The organism is Streptomyces sp. NPDC101165, assembly GCF_044768135.1.
GTDB lineage: Bacteria > Actinomycetota > Actinomycetes > Streptomycetales > Streptomycetaceae > Streptomyces.
Map to the genome: position 1 here is coordinate 118,274 of NZ_JBIWPG010000008.1, position 19,176 is coordinate 137,449.

Genomic DNA, 19,176 nt, shown 5'->3' on the forward strand with positions numbered 1-19,176 from the left:
AGTCAATGAGCGGGAGGCGACTGTACGACAACGGCCCCCCACCCGGAAGGGCGAGGGGCCGTCGGCGATGGTACGGGTGGGGCTCAGCCGCGCTGGATCCCGGAGGTGTCCTGCAGCACGCCACGGCGGCCGTCCTGGGTCTGCGCGATCAACGCGGCACCGCGCTGCTCGACAGCCAAGTACCAGGCGCCCGGCGCCAGTTCGGCGATCGGCGTGGGCGAACCGTCCTCGGCGAACAGCTGCCGGGGCACCGGCACGGCGAACCAGAACGGCGAGAAGTCCCCACCGGCGGCCGGCTGCGGGGCCGGCGCAGCGGCGGCCTGCGGGGGCTGCGGCTGCCCGAACGGCTGACCCGGCTGCGGCTGGGCACCGTACGGCTGCTGCGGCTGGGCGGCACCCGGGTAGCCGTAACCACCGGGCGGCTGGGCGCCGTAGGGCTGCGGGGCGGCCGGCTTGGGAGCCGGGGCCAGGCCCGCCTGCAGGGCCGGGACCAGCGGGGTGGCGACGGCCGCGCCTGCCATCACCAGGGTGGCGATGAGGGCGAGGATCAGGCCCGTGCCGGCGTCCGGCCCGTCGGAAGAGCTGCCGAGGTTGTTCACACCGCCGGTCGGGTCGATGACGTTGCCGAGGGCGCTCCATGCGGCGAACACGGTGAACGCCACGCCGAACTGGCCGAGGTCCAGGCCCGCCACCTTGAGCGGCTGCGACTGGGTCCGGGCGAAGACGACGAGCCCCGCGCCGATGATCCCCGCCAGGACGACACTGAGCAGAACCGGTCCGCTTTCCCACAGGTTCGGGATGTCGAAGCCGTCCGGGAGCTTGTCATCGGAGTAGTTGTCGAGGAACGACGCGATGAACAGCAACACCGCTGCTCCGATCACCACGCCGTCGCCTCTAGTGAGGGAGCGGATATTCACAACAGGTCCTTCGTGAGTCGTCTCGTCGTCGGTAGACACTATCGTCCGGAAGATCGCACTGTCCGGCCGGTTCCGCCCGCCGGTCACGACTCGCGCAGGAAACTCACGATTCCCTCAGAGATTCCCTGCGCGGCCTTCTGCCGCCAGGCGCCGCTGGTCAGCAGTGCCGCGTCCTTGCTATCGCGCATGTTGCCGCACTCGATGAAGACCTTGGGAACCGTTGACAGATTGAGACCGCCCAGGTCCTCACGTGTGACGAGACCGGTACCTTTGCCAACGTAGTTGGAGGGCGGTTCACCGGTGACACGGAGGAAGTTGCCCGCGACGCGCTCGCCGAGGTCGCGGGAGGGACCGACGATCGGGCGCGTGTCCGCGGCGCCCGCGTGCACGGACGCCGGGAGGATGACGTGGAAGCCGCGGTCGCCCTCGGCGGAGCCGTCGGCGTGGATGGAGATGGCGGCGTCCGCGTGCGCGCTGTTGCCGATCCGGGCCCGTTCGTCGACGCAGGGTCCCCAGGGCGGGGAGTCGCCGTCGTGCGTCAACTTCACCGTGGCGCCCTGCTGTTCCAGGATCGTGCGCAGCCGGTGGGCCACGTCCAGTGAGAACCGGGCTTCCGTGTAACCCGAGTTGGTGGACGTGCCGGTGGTGTCGCACTCCTTCTTGTTCGTGCCGATGTCCACCTGGCGGTTGATCTCGGCCGCGTGCGAGAAGTTGCCGGGGTTGTGGCCCGGGTCGATGACGACGACCTTGCCCTTGAGGGGGCCGTCGGCGGTCGACGTGCGCGACGTGTGCGACGGCGAGGGACTCTTCTGCTTGTCGTCGGTGGCCGGCGCCGACCAGGGCTTGGCGGTGCTCGGCGAGGCGGCGGAGGTCTGCGGGCCCGCCGTGTCCGAGCCGGAGCCCGAACCCCCGGACCCGCCCACCGCCTCGTACACCAGCCAGCCCAGCAGAGCGCCGGGCACGAGCGCGGCGAGCGCGACGGTCAGCGGCCCTCGCCGGGGACGGCGGGGCTGCGGGGGATCGAAGTCCGGGCCTACGTACGACACGCCTGCCACCCTAGCGGCCGCACAAGTCCTTCACATGGCAGAGAGGGCCGGGCGGGTGGCTGGGCCGCCACGGGAACCACGGACGACGGGTGATCAAGGGTGAGCCCGGGTCAGACGCCCGTTCCGGTCCGCCGCAGTACGCGCAACGATCCGGTCACGGAGACCTCCGTGAACGCGCCCGACTCCAGCGCGCGCAGATAGACGCGGTACGGCGCCTGGCCGGTGAACTCGTCCTCGGGGTGCGGGAAGACGTCGTGGATGAGGAGCAGGCCGCCCTCGGCGACGTGCGGTGCCCAGCCCTCGTAGTCGGCGGTGGCGTGCTCGTCGGTGTGGCCGCCGTCGACGAACACGAAACCGAGGGGGGAGTTCCAGATCGCCGCGATCTGCGGCGAACGGCCGACGAGCGCCACCACGTGCTCCTCCAGCCCCGCCCTGTGCAGGGTCCGGCGGAAGGCCGGCAGCGTGTCCATCAGACCGATCTCGGGGTCGACGGTCTCCGGGTCGTGGTAGTCCCAGCCCGGCTGCTGCTCCTCGCTGCCCCGGTGGTGGTCGACGGTGAGCGCGCTGACGCCGGCCTGCCGGGCCGCGTCCGCGAGCAGGACCGTCGAGCGTCCGCAGTACGTCCCGACCTCCAGCAGGGGCAGCCCCAGCCGTCCCGCCTCCACCGCGGCCGCGTACAGGGCGAGCCCCTCGTCCACGGGCATGAAGCCCTTCGCGGCCTCGAACGCGGCCAGGATCTCGGGCTTGGGTGCGGCGGGCATGGGGGGCCTTTCGGTTGTGCGACATGTCGAGGCTGCACGACGTGTCAGGGGTGTCCGATGTGTTCGGCGCCCCATGCTGTCGTACCCCCTGGCACCGAAGCGACAGGGGGTACGAGTGGCATGTCTCTCAGGCGGTCACCGTCTCACCGGGCAGGGAGAGGTCCAGTTCCACCGCCCGCTCGTCCCCGGTGTGGATGGCGGACGAGGCGTGCGGCCCGTGCCCGGTGGCCTGCGCGGCCAGGACATAGGCGCCCTGGGCCGGGACGCCGAGGGCGTAGGTCCCGTCCGCCTCGGAGAGGGTCGCGCCCGCCTGGCGGCCCCGGCGGTCGATCAGGGTGACCTTGGCTCGGGCGACCGGGGTGCCCTCGGCGTCCAGGACCCGGCCGCGGAAGCCGCGCAGGACCTCCTCCGCGCGCTTCAGGTTCGCGTCCTCCTCGCTGCTCGCCCGCAGCTGCGGTGCGCGGTCCGGCTTCGGCAGGAAGAGGGCCAGCAGCAGGCCCACCGCCACCGCGGCCGTCGCGATCAGGAAGGAGACGTGGAAGCCGTGCATGGTCGGGATCGCGAGCCCGCCCACGTTGTTCGCCGTGTTGGCCAGCACCATGCCGATGACGGCGCTGGAGACGGACGTGCCGATGGAGCGCATCAGGGTGTTCAGGCCGTTGGCCGCGCCGGTCTCCGAGGCCGGGACCGCGCCGACGATCAGCGCGGGGAGGGAGGAGTAGGCCAGACCGATGCCCGCGCCCAGGACCACGGACGTGACGATGGTCTGCCAGGCCGCGTCCATCAGGCCGAGGCCGCCGCCGTAGCCGATCGCGATGATCAGCAGGCCGATGATCAGGGTGACCTTGGGGCCGAAGCGGGCGGACAGGCGGGCGTACACCGGCGCCGTGAACATCATCGTCAGGCCCAGCGGGGCCACGCACAGGCCCGCGACGACCATGGACTGGCCGAGGCCGTAGCCGGTCGCCTTCGGCAGCTGGAGCAGCTGGGGCAGGACGAGCGAGACGACGTAGAAGCTGACGCCGACCATGATCGAGGCGAGGTTGGTGAGCAGCACCTCGCGGCGGGCGGTGGTCCGCAGATCGACCAGGGGTGCCTTGACGCGCAGCTCGAACAGGCCCCACAGGACGAGGACGACGACGGACGCGGCGAACAGGCCGAGCGTCGTGCCGGAGGACCAGCCCCAGTCGCTGCCCTTGGTGACGGGCAGCAGGAGCAGCACCAGACCGGTCGACAGGCCTATCGCGCCGAGCAGGTCGAAGGAGCCCTCGGCGCGCATCGGGGACTCCGGTACGACGAGGAGGGTCACGACGATGGAGAGGGCGCCGAGGCCTGCGGCGCCGTAGAACAGGGCGTGCCAGTTCGTGTGCTGGGCGACCAGGGCCGCGGCGGGCAGCGCGAGGCCGCCGCCGACGCCGATCGAGGAGCTCATCAGGGCCATGGCCGAGCCGAGCTTCTCGCGCGGCAGCATGTCCCGCATCAGGCCGATGCCGAGCGGGATCGCGCCCATGGCGAAGCCCTGGAGGGTGCGGCCCACGATCATGGTGAGCAGCTGGCTGGTGAGCGCGCTGACCAGGGCGCCGGCCACCATCACGGCGAGGCTGAGGATCAGCATGCGCCGCTTGCCGTAGAGGTCGCCGAGGCGGCCCATGATCGGGGTGGCCACGGCGCCGGACAGCAGGGTCGAGGTGAGGACCCAGGTGGCATTGCTGGGGGCGGTGTCCAGCAGTTGCGGCAGGTCCTTGATGACCGGTACGAGCAGCGTCTGCATCACCGCGACCACGATGCCCGCGAAGGCGAGCACCGGGACCACGGCTCCGCCGGCCCTCCGGTGGGGCTTGTCGGTCGTCGTGTGCGTCATTGAGTGAGGCCTCCCGCGATACATAAGTGCCCGGTAAACCTCGTATGCACAGGCAACTATTCCGTTGCTTCGGGCCTCTAATGAATCCTTGACCGGCTCATGGGTTTCTGAACCGCCGTCAGGCCCTGGCATGTTGATGGAACACGTTCTAGTCTGGCGCGCCATGAAGGCCTATGTCGCCGGGGTCGGAATGACCCGCTTCGAGAAGCCCGAGACCCGGGAATGGCAGTACTGGGACATGGTGCGGGAGGCAGGGGGAGCGGCGCTCGCCGACGCCGGAGTCGCGTACGCCGATGTGGAACAGGTTCCCGTCGGCTACTGCTTCCAGCCCTCGACCGCCGGCCAGCGCGCCGCGTACGAACTCGGCCTGACCGGGGTCCCCGTCTACAACGTCAACAACAACTGCGCGACCGGCGCCACCGCGCTGATGCTGGCCCGCCAGCTGGTCGAGGGCGGGTCCTGCGACTGCGTGCTGGCGCTGGGCTTCGAGAAGATGAAGAAGGGGGCGCTCGGGGGAGGGGCCGACACCGGCGCCCGCGGCGGAGCCGCTGATGATTGGAGCTCGACCTCGCCGGTGGCCCGGCACTACGGGATCATGGCCGCCCGGCACGGCTTCGAGATGACCCCGCCGACCGCGCAGATCTTCGGTGACGCGGCCCGCGAGCACATGGAGAAGTACGGCACCACCGAGGCCCAGCTCGCCGCGGTCGCCGCCAAGAACCACCGCCACTCGGCACACAACCCCTACGCCCAGTTCCGGGACGTGTACGAGGTCGACGACATCCTCGCCGCGCGCATGGTGCACCGGCCGCTGACCAAGCTGCAGTGCTCGCCGACCTCGGACGGCGCGGCGGCGGCCGTGGTGGTGTCGGAGCGGTTCGCCGAGGAGCGCTCGCTGACCGGCCTGGTCGAGATCGCCGGGCAGGCCATGACCACCGACACCGAGGCGTCGTTCGCGTCCGGCTCGTGCATCGACGTCGTCGGACAGCCCATGTCCCGCGAGGCGGCACGGCAGGCGTACGAGCGGGCCGGGCTCGGCATCGAGGACGTGGACGTCGTGGAGCTGCACGACTGCTTCTCCGTCAACGAACTGCTGACGTACGAGGCGCTCGGCATGTGTCCGGTGGGCGAGTCGGGCAAGCTCGTGGAGTCGGGGGCGACGACGTACGGCGGCCGTTGGGTGGTGAACCCCTCCGGCGGGCTGATCTCCAAGGGGCACCCGCTGGGCGCGACCGGCCTCGCCCAGGCGGCCGAACTGGTCTGGCAGCTGCGCGGCGAGGCGGGGGAGCGGCAGGTGCCCGGAGCCCGGGTGGGCCTCGCCCACAACATCGGGCTGGGCGGGGCGGCGGTGGTCACACTGCTGCGGGCGGCATAGGCCAGGTGTAGGTCGTACGACCCAGGACCCGGTGGTCCGAAATGCCGATGCAAGGACCGTAACCGGGTTGAGAGCATGACACCCATGCTGGAAGCCGCCGACACCTCGCCCCTCATATCCCGCCGCGTCGCCCTGCCCACCTGGCTGGTGGTGGCGCTCGCCTGTGCCGGACAGTTCCTGGTCGTGCTCGATGTGTCCGTGGTGAACGTCGCCCTGCCGTCGATGCGCACCGACCTCGGGCTGAGCACGTCGGGCCTCCAGTGGGTGGTGAACGCGTACGCCATCGCCTTCGCCGGCTTCATGCTGCTCGGCGGGCGGGCCGGCGACCTCTACGGCCGCAAGCGGATGTTCCTCGTCGGGCTCGGCCTGTTCACGCTGGCGTCGCTGGGCGGCGGGCTGGCCCAGGACGGCTGGCAGCTGCTGCTGGCGCGCGCCGTGCAGGGGCTGGGCGCGGCGGTGTTGGCACCCTCGACCCTGACGCTGCTGACGGCCGCGGTGCCCGAGGGACCGGCCCGGGCCCGGGCGATCGCGACCTGGACCGCGGTGGGTGCCGGCGGCGGGGCCGCGGGCGGACTGGTCGGCGGGGCCCTGGTGGACGTGCTGGACTGGCGGTGGGTGCTGCTGATCAACGTGCCCGTCGGCGCGGTGGTGCTGGCCGGCTCACTGCGGTGGCTGCCGGAGAGCCGGGCGGGGGACGGACGGCGCCTCGACCTGCCGGGCGCGCTGCTGGTGACGGCGGGTCTGGCGACGCTGGCGTACGGCATCTCGCGGACCGAGAGCGAGGGGTGGACGGCGGCGGCCACGCTCGTGCCGCTGGTCGCCGGGCTCGCGCTGGTCGGGCTGTTCCTCGCCGTCGAGGCTCGCACCCCGGCCCCGCTGATGCCGCTCGGACTGTTCCGGCTGCGCTCGGTGGCGTCGGCGAACACGGCGATGTTCCTGAGCGGTTCGGCGATGTTCTGCATGTGGTTCTTCATGACGCTGTACGCGCAGAACGTGCTCGGCTACTCCCCGCTGGTCGCCGGACTCGCGCTGGTGCCCAGCTCCCTCGCGGTGGTGCTCGGCTCCAAGCTGGCACCCCGCTTCCTGCCCACGCTGGGCGCGCGCACCGTGGCCGTGGTGGGGGCGCTGATCGCGGCCGCCGGGTTCGCGTGGCAGTCGACGATGACCGCGCACGGCGCCTACCTCAGCTCCGTCATGGGCCCGGGGATCCTGATGATGCTGGGCGCCGGGCTCTCGGCGACGCCACTGGCCGCGCTCGCCACCTCGGGGGCGTCGGCCGCCGACGCCGGGCTGGTGTCCGGTCTGGTCAACACCTCGCGCACGATGGGCGGTTCGCTGGGGCTCGCGGTGATGTCGACGATCGCGGCGGCGCGTACGGCGCACACCGGGAACGGCGTCGGGGACGAGGCGCTGACCGAGGGGTACGCGCTGGCCTTCCGGACCGGGGCCGGGGTGCTGCTGGGCGGGGTGGTGCTCATGCTGCTGTGGCTGCCGAGAAAAAATTCGGCGAGTTCCGTGCGGTGAGGCAACGGTCCGGGCGGCCCATGGACTCCTTTTGACATCTAGGAGGTGCCCATGGGGGACGGGAAGCAGGCTCGGAACGAGGAGTTCCAGAGCTTCATGATCGGCCGCTGGCCGCGGCTGATGCGTACGGCATATCTCCTCACGGGGGAGCAGCACGCCGCGGAGGACCTGGTCCAGTCGACCCTCGAACAGGTCTATGTGGCCTGGCGCAGGGTCGGCTCGGCCGACGACCCGGAGGCGTACGTACGGCGCGTGATGATCAACGCGCATGCCCGCAAACACAGAAGAAGGCTGAAGGAGTTCCTCGCGCCGAGGGACGACTCGGGCCTGGTGCACGAGGTGCCCGACACGGGCGACCGCATCGCGCAGGCCGACGACCGCAGCACCCTGCTCAAGGCGCTCGCCCAACTGCCCGCACGGCAGCGCGAGGCGGTGGTCCTGCGCTACTGGGAGGACCTGACGGAGACCCAGACGGCGGAGGCGATGGGCTGCTCGGTCGGCACGGTGAAGAGCAACGCGGCCAAGGGGATCGCGAAACTCCGCGCCGTACCGGGACTGGCCGAGATGGTGACGCAGGGAGGGCGGAAGTGATGAGCGCGGACCGGAACAGGAACCACGACATGAGCCAGACGGACATCGCCCTCCTCCTCGCGGACGCCGCGGACGAGGTCGAGATCGGTACAGCCCCGGTGCAGGCGGTCATCCGCGGCGGCCGGCGACGCAGAGCACGGCGCTGGGCGGTGGCGTCGGCCACGGCGCTGGTGGTGGCCGGGACGACGGGAGCCCTCGCGGTGACGGGGCTGCCGGGCGGCGGCCCTGCGGACCGGCAGGCGCACGTGGCGAAGCCGCCGGCCTCGGCGGAGGCCCGGCATGTGTACGAGCCGCAGCGGACCGAGCTGGCCCGGGGCGTCTACAAGGGCAAGGAGTGGCACGTCGTCGTCCAGGTGTGGGGAGCACCGCGCAACAAGGACGAGGCGGCCCGGCAGTTCGAGGCCATGGCCGGGCTGGGCATCCAGCCGGCGGATGCGCACAAGCCCGCCGACCTGATCGGCAAGATCTCGTACTTCGCGACCCGGGGCTGGGGCGATTATGACCGGCCGCAGCAGGTGATGTTCAACTCGGTCGAGAAGTTCGAGCGCTACTCGGGCACGGACCTCACGGCCGCGGCGACCCGGCTGGGGGAAGGCGGCGAGAGCTCCGGCCGGCTGGTGATCGGCATCGTCGCCAAGACCGCCCGGCAGGTCACCTGCCACTGGCAGGACGGCAGGACGGCCGTGGCCGAGCGGGTCGATGGCTTCTCCGCCGACGACATGGGATCCGCGATCCGCTCGATCGACGGCTTCCAGGGGGCCAACTGGTTCGTGTGCACGGCACCGGCCGGGACGTCCTACGGGTCGGCGGAGGTGACGAAGTAGCACCGCCCGGAGGTCACAGCCACCCCTGCTGCCGGGCCTCCCGCACCGCCTCCGCCCGGTTCCGCGTGCCCGTCTTCCCGATGGCGGACGACAGGTAGTTGCGGACCGTGGACTCGGACAGATGGAGCCGGTCGGCGATGTCGGCGACCTTCGCCCCGTCCGCCGAGGCCTTGAGCACATCGCGCTCCCGGGCGGTCAGCGGATTCGGCCCGGCGCTGAGCGCGGCCGCGGCCAGCGCCGGATCGACCACGGTCTCCCCGGTGAGCACGCGCCGGATCGCCTGGGCCAGCTCCTCCACCGGCCCGTCCTTGACCAGGAAGCCGGCCGCTCCGGCCTCCATGGCCCGGCGCAGATAGCCGGGCCGGCCGAAGGTGGTCAGGATCAGCACCCGGCAGTCCGGCGCCTGTTCGCGCAGCTCGGCGGCCGCGTCCAGGCCGCTGATGCCCGGGAGTTCGATGTCCAGCAGGGCCACGTCCGGCCGGTGCAGCAGCGCGGCCGCCACGATCGCGTCACCGGTCGCGACCTGGGCGACCACCTCGATGTCGTCCTCCATGCCGAGCAACAGGGCGAGCGCGCCGCGCATCATGCCCTGGTCCTCGGCGAGGAGGACCCGGATGTTCTTCACGGTCCCAGCGTAGCCAAGGGTGGGAAATTAAAGACTCGTCATGGTTCGAGTCCGCAGGGGTTGACGGTCCACGGGGACCCGCAAACAATCGCCTCTGCATTTCCGGTAATTGTTCGGCATTTCGACGTCGAATGGGTTCGGTATTTCGATCGAACGACGTTCGGTATATCGATCAACTCGCTCGGCCACCCCCCCCCGCACCGCCCTACGAGGAACCGAAGAGGTGCACGTGCTCCCCACACTCCTGCGCTCATGTCCGCGGCGGCTCACAAAAGCCGCCCTGTCCGTACTCGCGGCCTTCGCGACCGTCGCCGCGCTGGTCGTCGGCGTCGGCGCCCCGCAGGCCGCCGCCGCGAGTTCCCTGCCCTGTGACGTCTACGCGGCCGCGGGCACGCCCTGCGTCGCCGCGCACAGCCTGGTCCGGGCGCTGTACTCGTCGTACAGCGGCTCGCTCTACCAGGTGAAGCGGGCTTCCGACGGCGCCACCGCGAACATCGGCCTGCTGGCCACCGGCGGCTACGCCAACGCGGCCGCCCAGGACTCGTTCTGCTCCGGCACGACCTGCATCATCACCGAGATCTACGACCAGTCCTCGCGCCACAACCACCTCACCGTCGAGGGTGCGGGCGGGGCCGGCGCGGCCGACGTCGGGGCGCCCGCGGACGCCCTGCCGGTGACCGTCGGCGGTCACCAGGTCTACGGCCTGGAGATCTCCGCCGGCATGGGCTACCGCGACAACTCCACCTCGGGCGTGGCCGTGAACGGGCAGGCCGAGGGGATGTACATGGTGACCTCCGGCACCCACGTCAACGGCCGCTGCTGCTTCGACTACGGCAACGCCGAGACGAACAACCTGGACACCGGCAACGGCCACATGGACGCCATCAACTTCGGTACCGAGTGCTGGTTCTCGCCCTGTTACGGGCAGGGGCCGTGGGTGCAGGCCGACCTGGAGAACGGGCTGTTCCAGTCCGACGCCGGGTACAGCAAGAACACGTCCGACACCGGCACCGGACCGCTGCCGTTCGTGACCGCGCTGCTGAAGAACAACGGGCAGAACCATTTCGCGCTGAAATACGGCAATGCGCAGTCCGGCGGGCTCACCACGACCTATTCCGGCGGTGAGCCGACCACCAGTGGCTATTCGCCGATGCACCAGGAGGGCGCGATCGTCCTCGGCACCGGCGGCGACAACAGCAACGGCTCCATCGGGTCCTTCTTCGAGGGCGTGATGACCTCCGGCATCCCGACGGACGCCGCCGACGACGCCGTCCAGTCCAACATCGTCTCCGTCGGCTACGGCGGCCCGACCGGCAGCACCGGCACGCTCGGCGCCGGCTCGGAGATCGCGCTGCGCGCGACGACCTCCTGCTGCACCACCGACTACGTCCGCCACCAGAACGACGCGGCCGCCATCTCCCCGGTCACGTCGAGCAGTTCGTCCCTCGACAAGAACGACGCGACCTGGATCGTGCGCCGGGGGCTCGCCGACAGCGCCTGTGTCTCCTTCGAGTCGCGGAACTACCCCGGCGACTTCCTGCGTCACTACAACTACCGGCTCTACCGGCAGCCCATGGACGGCACCAGCCAGTTCCGGGCCGACGCCACCTTCTGTCCGCAGACCGGCAAGAGCGGCACGGGCACCTCGTTCGCCTCGTACAACTACCCGACGAGATACCTGCGCCACTACAACCTCACCGTCTACATAGCGAGCAACGGCGGCTCCAACGCCTGGGACAGCAGCACCTCGTGGAGCGACGACGTCAGCTGGGCGGTCAGCTCGCCCTGGGCGCCGTAGCCGCAGCCACGGCGGTCAGTTCCGTCGACTCCACCGGGAGTTCGGCGGTGACCGTGAAGCCGCCGCGCGGCGACGGGCCGGCCCTGAGGGAGCCGCCCGCCGCCGCGAGGCGCTCGGTCAGGCCCGTCAGACCGGTACCGCCGATGCCCTCCGCGGGGCGCGTCACGGCCTCGCCGGTGCCGTTGTCGGTGACGGTGAGCCGGGCCTGCTCGGTCGTGCTCTCGATGGTGATCTCGCAGCGGGTGGCGTCGCTGTGCCGGACCACGTTGGTGACCGCCTCGCGCACCACCCAGCTGAGCAGCGCCTCGGTCTGCGGGGCCAGCGGCGTCCCGGACTGACGCACCACCGGCTCCACGCTGGACGCGGACAGCGCCGAGCGCGCCCGGGTCAGCTCGGTGGCCAGGCTGCCCTCGCGGTAGCCGGTCACCGCCTCGCGGATCTCGGTGAGCGCCTGCCGGCCCACCGACTCGATGTCACCGATCTGCGTGAGCGCCGCGTCCATGTCGCGCGGGGCCAGCCGCCGGGCGGCCTCCGACTTCACCACGATCACCGACAGGGTGTGGCCGAGCAGGTCGTGCAGATCGCGGGAGAAGCGCAGCCGCTCCTTCTCCACGGCCCGCCGGGCCAGCTCCTCCCGGGCGGCGCGCAGCTCCCGCACGGCCTCGGACAGGCCGAGGATCGCGGCGGTCACCATGCTCGAAAGGAAGGTCGCGTAGCCGATGTTCGTCGCGTCCCCCCAGCCGTCCCGGACGCCGGAGACGGCTCCCGCGTACACCGAGAGCAGCACGCCGGTGCGGCCCAGCCAGGGGCCGCGCAGGGTGGCGCCGGTCGCGAGGCCCAGCAGCGGGAAGAACAGCAGCCAGTTGCCGCCGTATCCGATGGCCAGGCCCGTGGTCAGCAGGCCCATCAGCCCCAGCGCCACCCGGGTGGAGACGGCCTCGCGCTTCTCCCGGTCGAAGGAGCGGAAAGTGACGTAGATGTACAGCGAGTTGAAGGCGAGCAGCCCCAGGCCGCCGATCCACGGGTTCGGGGTCTTGCCCTGCAGCAGGTCGGAGAAGGACCCCATCCCCATCAGCAGCCAGGGCAGCAGCGCGAAGCCGGTGGGCGGCGGGCCCGGGTGGTCGACGTCCGTGGCGCCCCCGTTCTTCCGGGCGGCCCGCTGCGCCACTTTGAACCGCTCCATGTCCGCCTGCCACCGGGCCCGTGCCTCCCGTACGGCCCGGATCCGGCGTCTCGCCCGCGTCCACCACGACATCTCTTCGTCCCCCGATCAGATGGTTCCCGCCCTGCGGCGGTAGCACGATGATCGCATCGGGCTGGGCCCCTGCCTCTACGACGATAGGAACCCGGACCCGGTCCCGGTAGATGCGGATGTCCGCACTCGGGCAGTACAAATGTCACTCCCAGATCACCTGACACGGCGTCAGGAGTCTTCACATGTGCTGAGTGCTGGGCTATACAGGGGGCGCCGGACTGGAACGCGTTCTAGATCCGCCCGTGGACGACCTCGGTGCGGCCGACGGTGCGGACGTCCGCACCGAGGTCTTGAGACCCCGTCAGGAGCCCCATGCCCATCGACGCAGCCAAGGCCCTCGCCGCCGAGCCCCGGACCGGCGAGATCACCTGGACCACCAAGGACGTCCAGCTCTACCACCTCGGCATCGGCGCCGGCGCGAACCCGGACAAGGGCAGCCCCGCCACCGACCCCGACGAGCTGCGCTACACCCTGGAGTCCCGGCTGCACGTGCTGCCGAGCTTCGCCACCGTCGCCGGTGCCGGCTCGCCCGGGGTGATCAGCGGCCTGTCCATGCCCGGCGTCGACGTCGACCTCGCCCGGGTCCTGCACGGCGGCCAGACCCTGCGGATCCACCGGCCCCTGCCGGCCGAGGGCACCGCCGACGCCACCGGCCGCATCGCCGCCGTGTACGACAAGGGCAAGGCCGCCGTCCTCGTCATGCGCACCGAGGTCGCCGACGCCGAGGGCCCGCTGTGGACCAACGACGCCCAGATCTTCGTACGCGGGGAAGGCGGCTGGGGTGGCGACCGCGGCCCCTCCACCCGACTGGAGCCGCCCACCGGCGAGCCCGACCGGACCGTCGAGCGCCCGGTCCGCGCCGACCAGGCCCTGCTCTACCGCCTCTCCGGCGACTACAACCCCCTGCACGCCGACCCCGAGTTCGCCAAGCTCGCCGGGTTCGACCGGCCCATCCTGCACGGCCTGTGCACCTACGGCATCACGCTCAAGGCGGTCGTGGACACGCTGCTCGGCGGCGATGTGACCCGGGTGCGCGCGTACACCACGCGGTTCGCCGGGGTCGTGTACCCGGGCGAGACCCTGCGCATCCGGATGTGGCGCGAGCAGGGGCAGGTCCGGGTCGTCGTGAGCGCAGGCATGGGGGTCCCCCCGCTCGAGCGAAGCCGAGAGTGGGGGAGGGAGGACGCGCCCGTCCTGGCCGACACCATCGTTCAGCACTCCTGAAGAGCCTCCGAGGGGAGCCGCACCATGCGCGCAGCCGTACTGCACGAGATCGGCCAGGAAAAGCTGGAGATCCTCGACGACATCGAGGCGGTGGGGTTCGGACCGGGCAAGGTCAGGGTCCGGGTGCGGGCCACCGGGCTGTGCCACTCGGACCTGTCCGCGATGAACGGGGTGTTGCCCCAGCCGGCCCCCTTCGTGCCCGGTCACGAGGGCGCGGGAGAGATCCTCGAAGTCGGCGAGAACGTGACCCACCTGAAGCCCGGCGACCGGGTCGTCATCTGCTGGCTGCCCGCCTGCGGCGCCTGTCCCGCCTGCAAACGCGGCCAGACCGAGCTGTGCCTGGCCGGGTTCATGAACGCGGGCACCCCCAACTTCAAGCGCTCCGGCGGTGACGTCTTCGGCTTCGCGGGCACCGGTACCTTCGCCGAGGAGGTCGTCGTGGACGCGGGCTGCGCGGTGCCGATCCCGGACGACGTGCCCTTCGACATCGCGGCCCTCATCGGCTGCGGGGTGACGACCGGACTCGGCGCCGCCCTCAACACCGCCGACGTGGAGGCCGGTTCGTCCGTCGCCGTCATCGGCTGCGGCGGCGTCGGCATCTCCGCGATTCAGGGGGCGCGACTCAAGGGCGCCGCCGAGATAGTCGCCGTGGACCCGGTCGCCTCCCGGCGCGCGTCCGCGCTGAAGTTCGGTGCCACGAAGGCCGTTTCGCCGGAGGAGCTGGCCGACGCCAAGCAGCAGGTCACCGGCGGCGAGGGCTTCGACTACGTCTTCGAGGTCGTCGGCAGGTCCGCCACCGCCCGCACCGCGTACGAGAACACCCGGCGCGGCGGCACCCTCGTCGTGGTCGGCGCGGGCGCCATGGACGACTTCCTGCAGCTCAACATGTTCGAGCTGTTCTTCGACGAGAAGCGGATCCTGCCGTCCATGTACGGCGGCGGGGACGTCCTGAGCTCCTACGAGCGCACCATCGCCCTGTGGCGGGCGGGCCGTGTCGACCTGGCCGGCCTGATCACCCACCGGGTGCCGCTGGCGGAGATCAACGAGGCCCTGGACCAGATGCGTACCGGGACGGCCCTGCGTACGTGCATCGAGATCTGAGGACGGACCGGAATGCCACTGCCACTTGAGGGACTGTCCGCCGTCGTCACCGGCGCCGGGCGCGGTCTCGGCCGGGCCGAGGCACTCGAACTCGCCCGGCTCGGCGCGGCCGTCGTCGTCAACGACTACGGACAGCCGGGCCGCGACGGCTCCGGCCAGGCCTCGGCCGGCCCCGCCGCGGAGGTCGCCGCCGAGATACGCGAGAGCGGCGGCCGGGCGGTCGCGCACACCGGGGACGTCGCCGACTTCCAGCAGGCCCGGGAACTCGTCGGCCTGGCCGTCGCCGAGTTCGGCAGGCTGGACATCCTCGTCAACAACGCGGGCATCCTGCGCGACCGCATGATCTTCTCCATGACCGAGGACGAGTGGGACTCGGTGATCCGCGTCCACCTCAAGGGACACTTCAACACCACCCACTTCGCCGCCGCACACTGGCGGGACCGTGCCAAGGCGGCCGGGGCGGAGGTGTACGGGCGGATCGTGAACACCTCCTCGGAGGCGTTCCTGGCCGGCTCCGCCGGACAGCCCAACTACGCGGCGGCGAAGGGCGGGATCGTCGGCCTGACCACCTCCACCGCCCTCGCCCTCGCCAAGTACGGCGTCACGGCCAACGTGATCTGCCCGCGCGCCCGGACCCGGATGACGGCGGACGTCTTCGAGGGCTTCCAGGAGCCGGACGAGGGCAGCCTCGACCCGCTCGCGCCCGAGCATGTCGCCCCGCTCGTCGGCTACCTGGCCTCACCCGCCGCCGCCCGGGTCAACGGGCAGCTGCTCGTCGTCCACGGCGGCATGGTCGCCGTGGTGGAACGGCCGCGGGTCCAGGCGAAGTTCGACAGCAAGCAGGAGACGTTCACCTACGACGAGCTGGACGCGCTGCTCACCCCGCACTACGCGGAGCGGCCGCCGCGGGAGACGTTCGCCGCGGCCGAGGTGCTGGGTCTCAGGCGCGACTGAGGGCCTTCGGGCCTCAAGTGCGGCTGAACGCAACGGGAGAACGAGGAAGGGGGTGCCCGCCGGTCGACGGGCACCCCCTTTTTTTTCTCATCTACCGTCAGGCAGCCGCCTCGGCGGTCTCCTGGGCCGGTTTACGGTGACGCCCGTGCGGAGCCGTCTCACTGTCCTGGGCCGCGATCGGGCCCCGGTGCCGGCCGTGTCCGGCCGCGTTCTGAGAGTCGGCAGACAGCGGCTGAGTCGTGCTGGTGTCGCTCATCGGAAGAATTCACCCCGTTAACAAGATCTCTTACAGCGCGGCGAGTTTAACCGGCACACCACGGGCCGAATCCAGGCGGGCACGCCGACCGGTGCTACTTCGTTACAAGTCGGCCGAGAGGTGCTTGTTGGAGTGGTACCGGACGGGCCGTCACCGGTCCCGGAGGGTCCGGTTCCGCCGCCTTCCAGGGCACCTCGGGCACCCCGGCAGCCGTGCCGTTCCGGACCGGATCCTCCGGGCCCACGTCCCCCCTGGGTGCCGTCAGCTCCGCCACGCCGCACGGGACCTCCCCCGTGGCGTACGGCAGCCGCAGCACCCCGTCCTGTGTCCATAACCCGGACCCCGTCAACCACCCCTCGGGCGCCGGGAGATGGCACACCTGCCGCTCGGCCGGCCGCCAGATGCCGACCCAGCAGGCGAACGGCCCCCCGATGCACAGCGCCACCGCGCAGCTCTCCGGCATCAGCACCTGCCCAGGCTGGATCGCGAACGGCGTCACCGCACAGTCCTGGAGTCGCAGGCACTCCGGGAAGCGCACCGGCAGCGTGCTGCCCATGACCCCCCAGCCCAATCGTTCCTGCCCGGGGGAGGGCGCGTCCGAGGAGATCAGCAGCAGCCCGCTGTCCGGGTCGGCGAGCAGCAACCGGTCGTCGCTGCCCTCAGCGATCTGCAGCAGGGGTGAGATCTCGCCGCCGCGCTCCAGGTCGACCACGACCGTCTTGGTGCACCCGCCGAGTTCCCGGTCCAGCGCGAGCATCCGCCCGCCGCGGTCCAGCCAGACCCCGCCCGAGCAGCGCCCCGGCACCTCCGCCAGCTGCTCGGGCCCGAAGGTGCCGCCCGCCACCAGCCACACCGCGCTCGACCGAGGACCGACCGCGAGGGCGTACGCGCGCACCCCGTCCGGCGCCGGCGGCAGCAGCGTGAGCCGGGTGCCCGGCTCCGGGCACTCCACCGCGCCCAGCGGCAGCTCGCCGGTGCCGGGGCCGGTCGGGTACAGCAGCGAGAAGGTGTGCCGGCGCTCCACCGGCCGCTGGATCAGCACCCGCCCGTCCGCCATCGGCTGCACCTGGGTGCCGGGCTCCTCCGGCTGGTTGCCGGGCAGCGGCACCGCGTACGGCTCCGGGCCGTCCAGGGTCCAGCGCTCCGGGAACCAGGAGTCGCCGTCCAGCGCGAGGCGGGCGGCGTACGCGCCGTCCGCCGTGATGGCGCACCGCGTCCCCGGCACACCGTCGTCCTCACCGATGGAGGGGGGTTCGATCGCACAGGCCGTCATCGTTCGGTCACCTCCGGCGACGAAGTTAGTTTTCGGCCGCACAGACGTGGGATCGCCCGGCCCCGGCTTCACACATACGGGTGGTGCAGAAGCGATTCCTCTGAGGGGGCCGGGACGTTTGTGCTGAGCGGGACCAGCGGGAGCGGATGCGGTACAGCCCGGCAGAACAGCCAGGTAGCCTTTTCCCCGTGCCCCGTCTGTCTGAAGTCATCGCCGCGCTGGAGAACCTGTGGCCCGCCGAGCGGGCCGAGTCCTGGGACGCGGTCGGCACGGTCGTGGGCGACCCCGACCAGGAGGTCGCCCGGGTCCTGTTCGCCGTCGACCCGGTGCAGGACATCGTCGACGAGGCGGTGAAGCTCGGCGCCGACCTGCTCGTCACCCACCACCCGCTCTACCTGCGCGGTACGACGACGGTCGCGGCCACGCACTTCAAGGGCCGGGCCGTGCACACGCTGATCAAGAACGACATCGCGCTGCACGTCGCCCACACCAACGCCGACACCGCCGACCCCGGCGTCTCGGACGCCCTCGCCGGCGCGCTCGACCTCCGTGTCGTACGACCCCTCGTGCCCGACCCGACCGACCCCGAGGGCCGCCGGGGCCTGGGCCGCGTCTGCGAACTCGACCACCCGCTGACCGTGCGCGAGCTGGCCGCCCGCGCCGCCGAGCGGCTGCCCGCGACCGCCCAGGGCATCCGGGTGGCCGGCGACCCCGAGGCCGTCGTCCGCACGGTCGCCGTCAGCGGCGGCTCGGGCGACAGCCTCTTCGACCAGGTCCGCGCGGCCGGCGTCGACGCCTTCCTCACCGCCGACCTGCGCCACCACCCCGTCTCCGAGGCGGTGGCCCAAAGTCCCCTCGCGCTGCTCGACGCGGCGCACTGGGCCACCGAGTGGCCCTGGTGCGAGCTGGCCGCAGCCCAGCTCGACGAGATCTCCGACCGTCACGGCTGGGACCTGCGCGTCCACGTGTCCAAGACGGTCACCGACCCCTGGACCGCCCACGCGGCGTCCAACGTCACCACTAGTTAATCGGGAGCCCCCAACTGAACGCCGCGCCCGCCGACCAGATCCGACTCCTCGACGTCCAGGCCCTCGACGTCCGCCTGCAGCAGCTGGCACACAAGCGGAGGTCGCTGCCCGAGCACGCCGAGATCGAGTCGCTGAACAAGGACCTGACGCAGATCCGCGACCTGCTGGTGGCCGCGCAGACCGAGGAGAGTGACTGCGCCCGCGAGCAGACCAAGGCCGAGCAGGACGTGGACCAGGTGCGCCGGCGTGCCGCCCGCGACCAGCAGCGCCTGGACTCCGGCGCCGTCACCTCGCCGAAGGACCTGTCCAACCTCCAGCACGAGATCACCTCCCTCGCCAAGCGCCAGGGCGACCTGGAGGACGTCGTCCTCGAGGTCATGGAGCGCCGTGAGGCCGCGCAGGAGCGGGTGACCGAGCTGACCGAGCGGGTCGGGTCCGTGCAGTCGAAGATCGACGCCGCGAGCGCCCGCCGGGACTCGTCCTTCGAGGAGATCGACGGCGAGGTCGCCTCGGTGACCAAGGAGCGCGAGGTCATCGCCGCCTCCGTCCCCGCGGACCTGCTCAAGCTGTACGACAAGCTGCGTGAGCAGCAGGGCGGCATCGGTGCGGCCAAGCTGTACGCCCGCACCTGCCAGGGCTGCCGCCAGGAGCTGGCCATCACCGAGCTGAACGAGATCCGTTCGGCGGCGCCGGACACGGTGGTCCGCTGCGAGAACTGCCGCCGCATCCTGGTGCGTACGGCCGAGTCGGGTCTGTAAGGGGC

The 19,176-nt window shown here is 71.6% G+C and carries 17 protein-coding genes; 10 read left to right on the plus strand and 7 right to left on the minus strand.

The window, feature by feature from the left end; genetic code table 11:
- Window positions 1-83: 83 nt before the first annotated feature.
- From ACIRVH_RS18630 to ACIRVH_RS18645, 4 genes are all read right to left on the minus strand, one after another.
- Window positions 84-917, minus strand: a complete 834-nt coding sequence (locus ACIRVH_RS18630; RefSeq protein ID WP_403954250.1) for a hypothetical protein — start codon at window positions 915-917, stop codon at window positions 84-86.
- 83 nt (window positions 918-1,000) lie between these two features.
- Entirely contained in the window at window positions 1,001-1,963 is a 963-nt protein-coding gene (locus tag ACIRVH_RS18635; protein WP_403954253.1) for an N-acetylmuramoyl-L-alanine amidase, read from the minus strand.
- Between the two features lie 110 nt (window positions 1,964-2,073).
- Complete coding sequence (locus ACIRVH_RS18640; protein ID WP_403954255.1) at window positions 2,074-2,724, minus strand: class I SAM-dependent methyltransferase; 651 nt, start codon at window positions 2,722-2,724, stop codon at window positions 2,074-2,076.
- A gap of 127 nt (window positions 2,725-2,851) precedes the next feature.
- Window positions 2,852-4,585: an MFS transporter gene (locus tag ACIRVH_RS18645; RefSeq protein WP_403954258.1), complete on the minus strand. Its 1,734-nt coding sequence runs from the start codon at window positions 4,583-4,585 to the stop codon at window positions 2,852-2,854.
- A gap of 163 nt (window positions 4,586-4,748) precedes the next feature.
- Here ACIRVH_RS18645 and ACIRVH_RS18650 point away from each other — a divergent pair, with 163 nt between their 5' ends.
- The 4 genes from ACIRVH_RS18650 to ACIRVH_RS18665 all read left to right on the plus strand — a co-directional run bounded on the left by ACIRVH_RS18650 (window position 4,749) and on the right by ACIRVH_RS18665 (window position 8,899).
- Window positions 4,749-5,960 carry a lipid-transfer protein gene (locus ACIRVH_RS18650; RefSeq protein WP_403954261.1) on the plus strand — a complete coding sequence of 404 codons (1,212 nt, stop codon included), beginning with the start codon at window positions 4,749-4,751 and terminating at the stop codon, window positions 5,958-5,960.
- Window positions 5,961-6,035: 75 nt separating this feature from the next.
- Window positions 6,036-7,484, plus strand: a complete 1,449-nt coding sequence (locus ACIRVH_RS18655; protein ID WP_403954263.1) for an MFS transporter — start codon at window positions 6,036-6,038, stop codon at window positions 7,482-7,484.
- Window positions 7,485-7,535: 51 nt separating this feature from the next.
- Entirely contained in the window at window positions 7,536-8,075 is a 540-nt protein-coding gene (locus ACIRVH_RS18660; protein WP_403954266.1) for a SigE family RNA polymerase sigma factor, read from the plus strand.
- Window positions 8,076-8,104: 29 nt separating this feature from the next.
- Window positions 8,105-8,899, plus strand: a complete 795-nt coding sequence (locus tag ACIRVH_RS18665) for a hypothetical protein (RefSeq protein WP_403954269.1) — start codon at window positions 8,105-8,107, stop codon at window positions 8,897-8,899.
- Between the two features lie 13 nt (window positions 8,900-8,912).
- Here ACIRVH_RS18665 and ACIRVH_RS18670 read toward each other — a convergent pair whose 3' ends face one another.
- The gene (locus tag ACIRVH_RS18670; RefSeq protein WP_403954272.1) at window positions 8,913-9,524 is read right to left on the minus strand and encodes a response regulator; all 612 of its coding nucleotides are present in this window, start codon (window positions 9,522-9,524) and stop codon (window positions 8,913-8,915) included.
- Window positions 9,525-9,753: 229 nt separating this feature from the next.
- On the opposite strand from ACIRVH_RS18670, the gene ACIRVH_RS18675 reads away from it, so the two are divergent.
- On the plus strand, window positions 9,754-11,322 hold the full coding sequence (locus ACIRVH_RS18675; protein WP_403954274.1) for an alpha-L-arabinofuranosidase B: 1,569 nt from the start codon (window positions 9,754-9,756) through the stop codon (window positions 11,320-11,322).
- Here the strand turns inward: ACIRVH_RS18675 and ACIRVH_RS18680 are convergent.
- Window positions 11,300-12,577, minus strand: coding sequence for a sensor histidine kinase (locus tag ACIRVH_RS18680; RefSeq protein ID WP_403954277.1), 1,278 nt, complete (start codon window positions 12,575-12,577; stop codon window positions 11,300-11,302). The two genes, ACIRVH_RS18675 and ACIRVH_RS18680, sit on opposite strands and share 23 nt — an antisense overlap.
- Before the next feature lie 312 nt (window positions 12,578-12,889).
- On the opposite strand from ACIRVH_RS18680, the gene ACIRVH_RS18685 reads away from it, so the two are divergent.
- Genes ACIRVH_RS18685 through ACIRVH_RS18695 form a run of 3 tightly spaced genes read left to right on the plus strand, consistent with a single transcriptional unit; the run spans window position 12,890 to window position 15,856 of the window.
- On the plus strand, window positions 12,890-13,801 hold the full coding sequence (locus tag ACIRVH_RS18685) for a MaoC/PaaZ C-terminal domain-containing protein (protein WP_403954279.1): 912 nt from the start codon (window positions 12,890-12,892) through the stop codon (window positions 13,799-13,801).
- A 24-nt stretch (window positions 13,802-13,825) separates the two neighbouring features.
- Window positions 13,826-14,902: a Zn-dependent alcohol dehydrogenase gene (locus tag ACIRVH_RS18690; RefSeq protein ID WP_403954282.1), complete on the plus strand. Its 1,077-nt coding sequence runs from the start codon at window positions 13,826-13,828 to the stop codon at window positions 14,900-14,902.
- Between the two features lie 12 nt (window positions 14,903-14,914).
- The gene (locus ACIRVH_RS18695) at window positions 14,915-15,856 is read left to right on the plus strand and encodes a 3-oxoacyl-ACP reductase (RefSeq protein WP_403954284.1); all 942 of its coding nucleotides are present in this window, start codon (window positions 14,915-14,917) and stop codon (window positions 15,854-15,856) included.
- Between the two features lie 350 nt (window positions 15,857-16,206).
- Here the strand turns inward: ACIRVH_RS18695 and ACIRVH_RS18700 are convergent, their stop codons facing one another.
- Window positions 16,207-17,385 carry a hypothetical protein gene (locus tag ACIRVH_RS18700; protein WP_403954287.1) on the minus strand — a complete coding sequence of 393 codons (1,179 nt, stop codon included), beginning with the start codon at window positions 17,383-17,385 and terminating at the stop codon, window positions 16,207-16,209.
- A gap of 188 nt (window positions 17,386-17,573) precedes the next feature.
- Between ACIRVH_RS18700 and ACIRVH_RS18705 the strand changes: the two genes are divergently transcribed.
- Together ACIRVH_RS18705 and ACIRVH_RS18710 are read left to right on the plus strand one after the other, a co-directional pair.
- Entirely contained in the window at window positions 17,574-18,413 is an 840-nt protein-coding gene (locus tag ACIRVH_RS18705; RefSeq protein WP_403954289.1) for a Nif3-like dinuclear metal center hexameric protein, read from the plus strand.
- A 14-nt stretch (window positions 18,414-18,427) separates the two neighbouring features.
- On the plus strand, window positions 18,428-19,171 hold the full coding sequence (locus ACIRVH_RS18710; RefSeq protein WP_403954920.1) for a zinc ribbon domain-containing protein: 744 nt from the start codon (window positions 18,428-18,430) through the stop codon (window positions 19,169-19,171).
- Window positions 19,172-19,176: the final 5 nt, after the last annotated feature.

What these genes read in the sequence shown, in the direction of transcription:
- ACIRVH_RS18640 (WP_403954255.1), bottom strand. Translation starts at nt 2,724, where the DNA reads ATGCCCGCCGCACCCAAGCCCGAGATCCTGGCCGCGTTCGAGGCCGCG.
- ACIRVH_RS18645 (WP_403954258.1), bottom strand. Translation starts at nt 4,585, where the DNA reads ATGACGCACACGACGACCGACAAGCCCCACCGGAGGGCCGGCGGAGCC.
- ACIRVH_RS18650 (WP_403954261.1), top strand. Translation starts at nt 4,749, where the DNA reads ATGAAGGCCTATGTCGCCGGGGTCGGAATGACCCGCTTCGAGAAGCCC.
- ACIRVH_RS18655 (WP_403954263.1), top strand. Translation starts at nt 6,036, where the DNA reads ATGACACCCATGCTGGAAGCCGCCGACACCTCGCCCCTCATATCCCGC.
- ACIRVH_RS18660 (WP_403954266.1), top strand. Translation starts at nt 7,536, where the DNA reads ATGGGGGACGGGAAGCAGGCTCGGAACGAGGAGTTCCAGAGCTTCATG.
- ACIRVH_RS18665 (WP_403954269.1), top strand. Translation starts at nt 8,105, where the DNA reads ATGAGCCAGACGGACATCGCCCTCCTCCTCGCGGACGCCGCGGACGAG.
- ACIRVH_RS18680 (WP_403954277.1), bottom strand. Translation starts at nt 12,577, where the DNA reads ATGTCGTGGTGGACGCGGGCGAGACGCCGGATCCGGGCCGTACGGGAG.
- ACIRVH_RS18685 (WP_403954279.1), top strand. Translation starts at nt 12,890, where the DNA reads ATGCCCATCGACGCAGCCAAGGCCCTCGCCGCCGAGCCCCGGACCGGC.
- ACIRVH_RS18690 (WP_403954282.1), top strand. Translation starts at nt 13,826, where the DNA reads ATGCGCGCAGCCGTACTGCACGAGATCGGCCAGGAAAAGCTGGAGATC.
- ACIRVH_RS18695 (WP_403954284.1), top strand. Translation starts at nt 14,915, where the DNA reads ATGCCACTGCCACTTGAGGGACTGTCCGCCGTCGTCACCGGCGCCGGG.
- ACIRVH_RS18700 (WP_403954287.1), bottom strand. Translation starts at nt 17,385, where the DNA reads ATGACGGCCTGTGCGATCGAACCCCCCTCCATCGGTGAGGACGACGGT.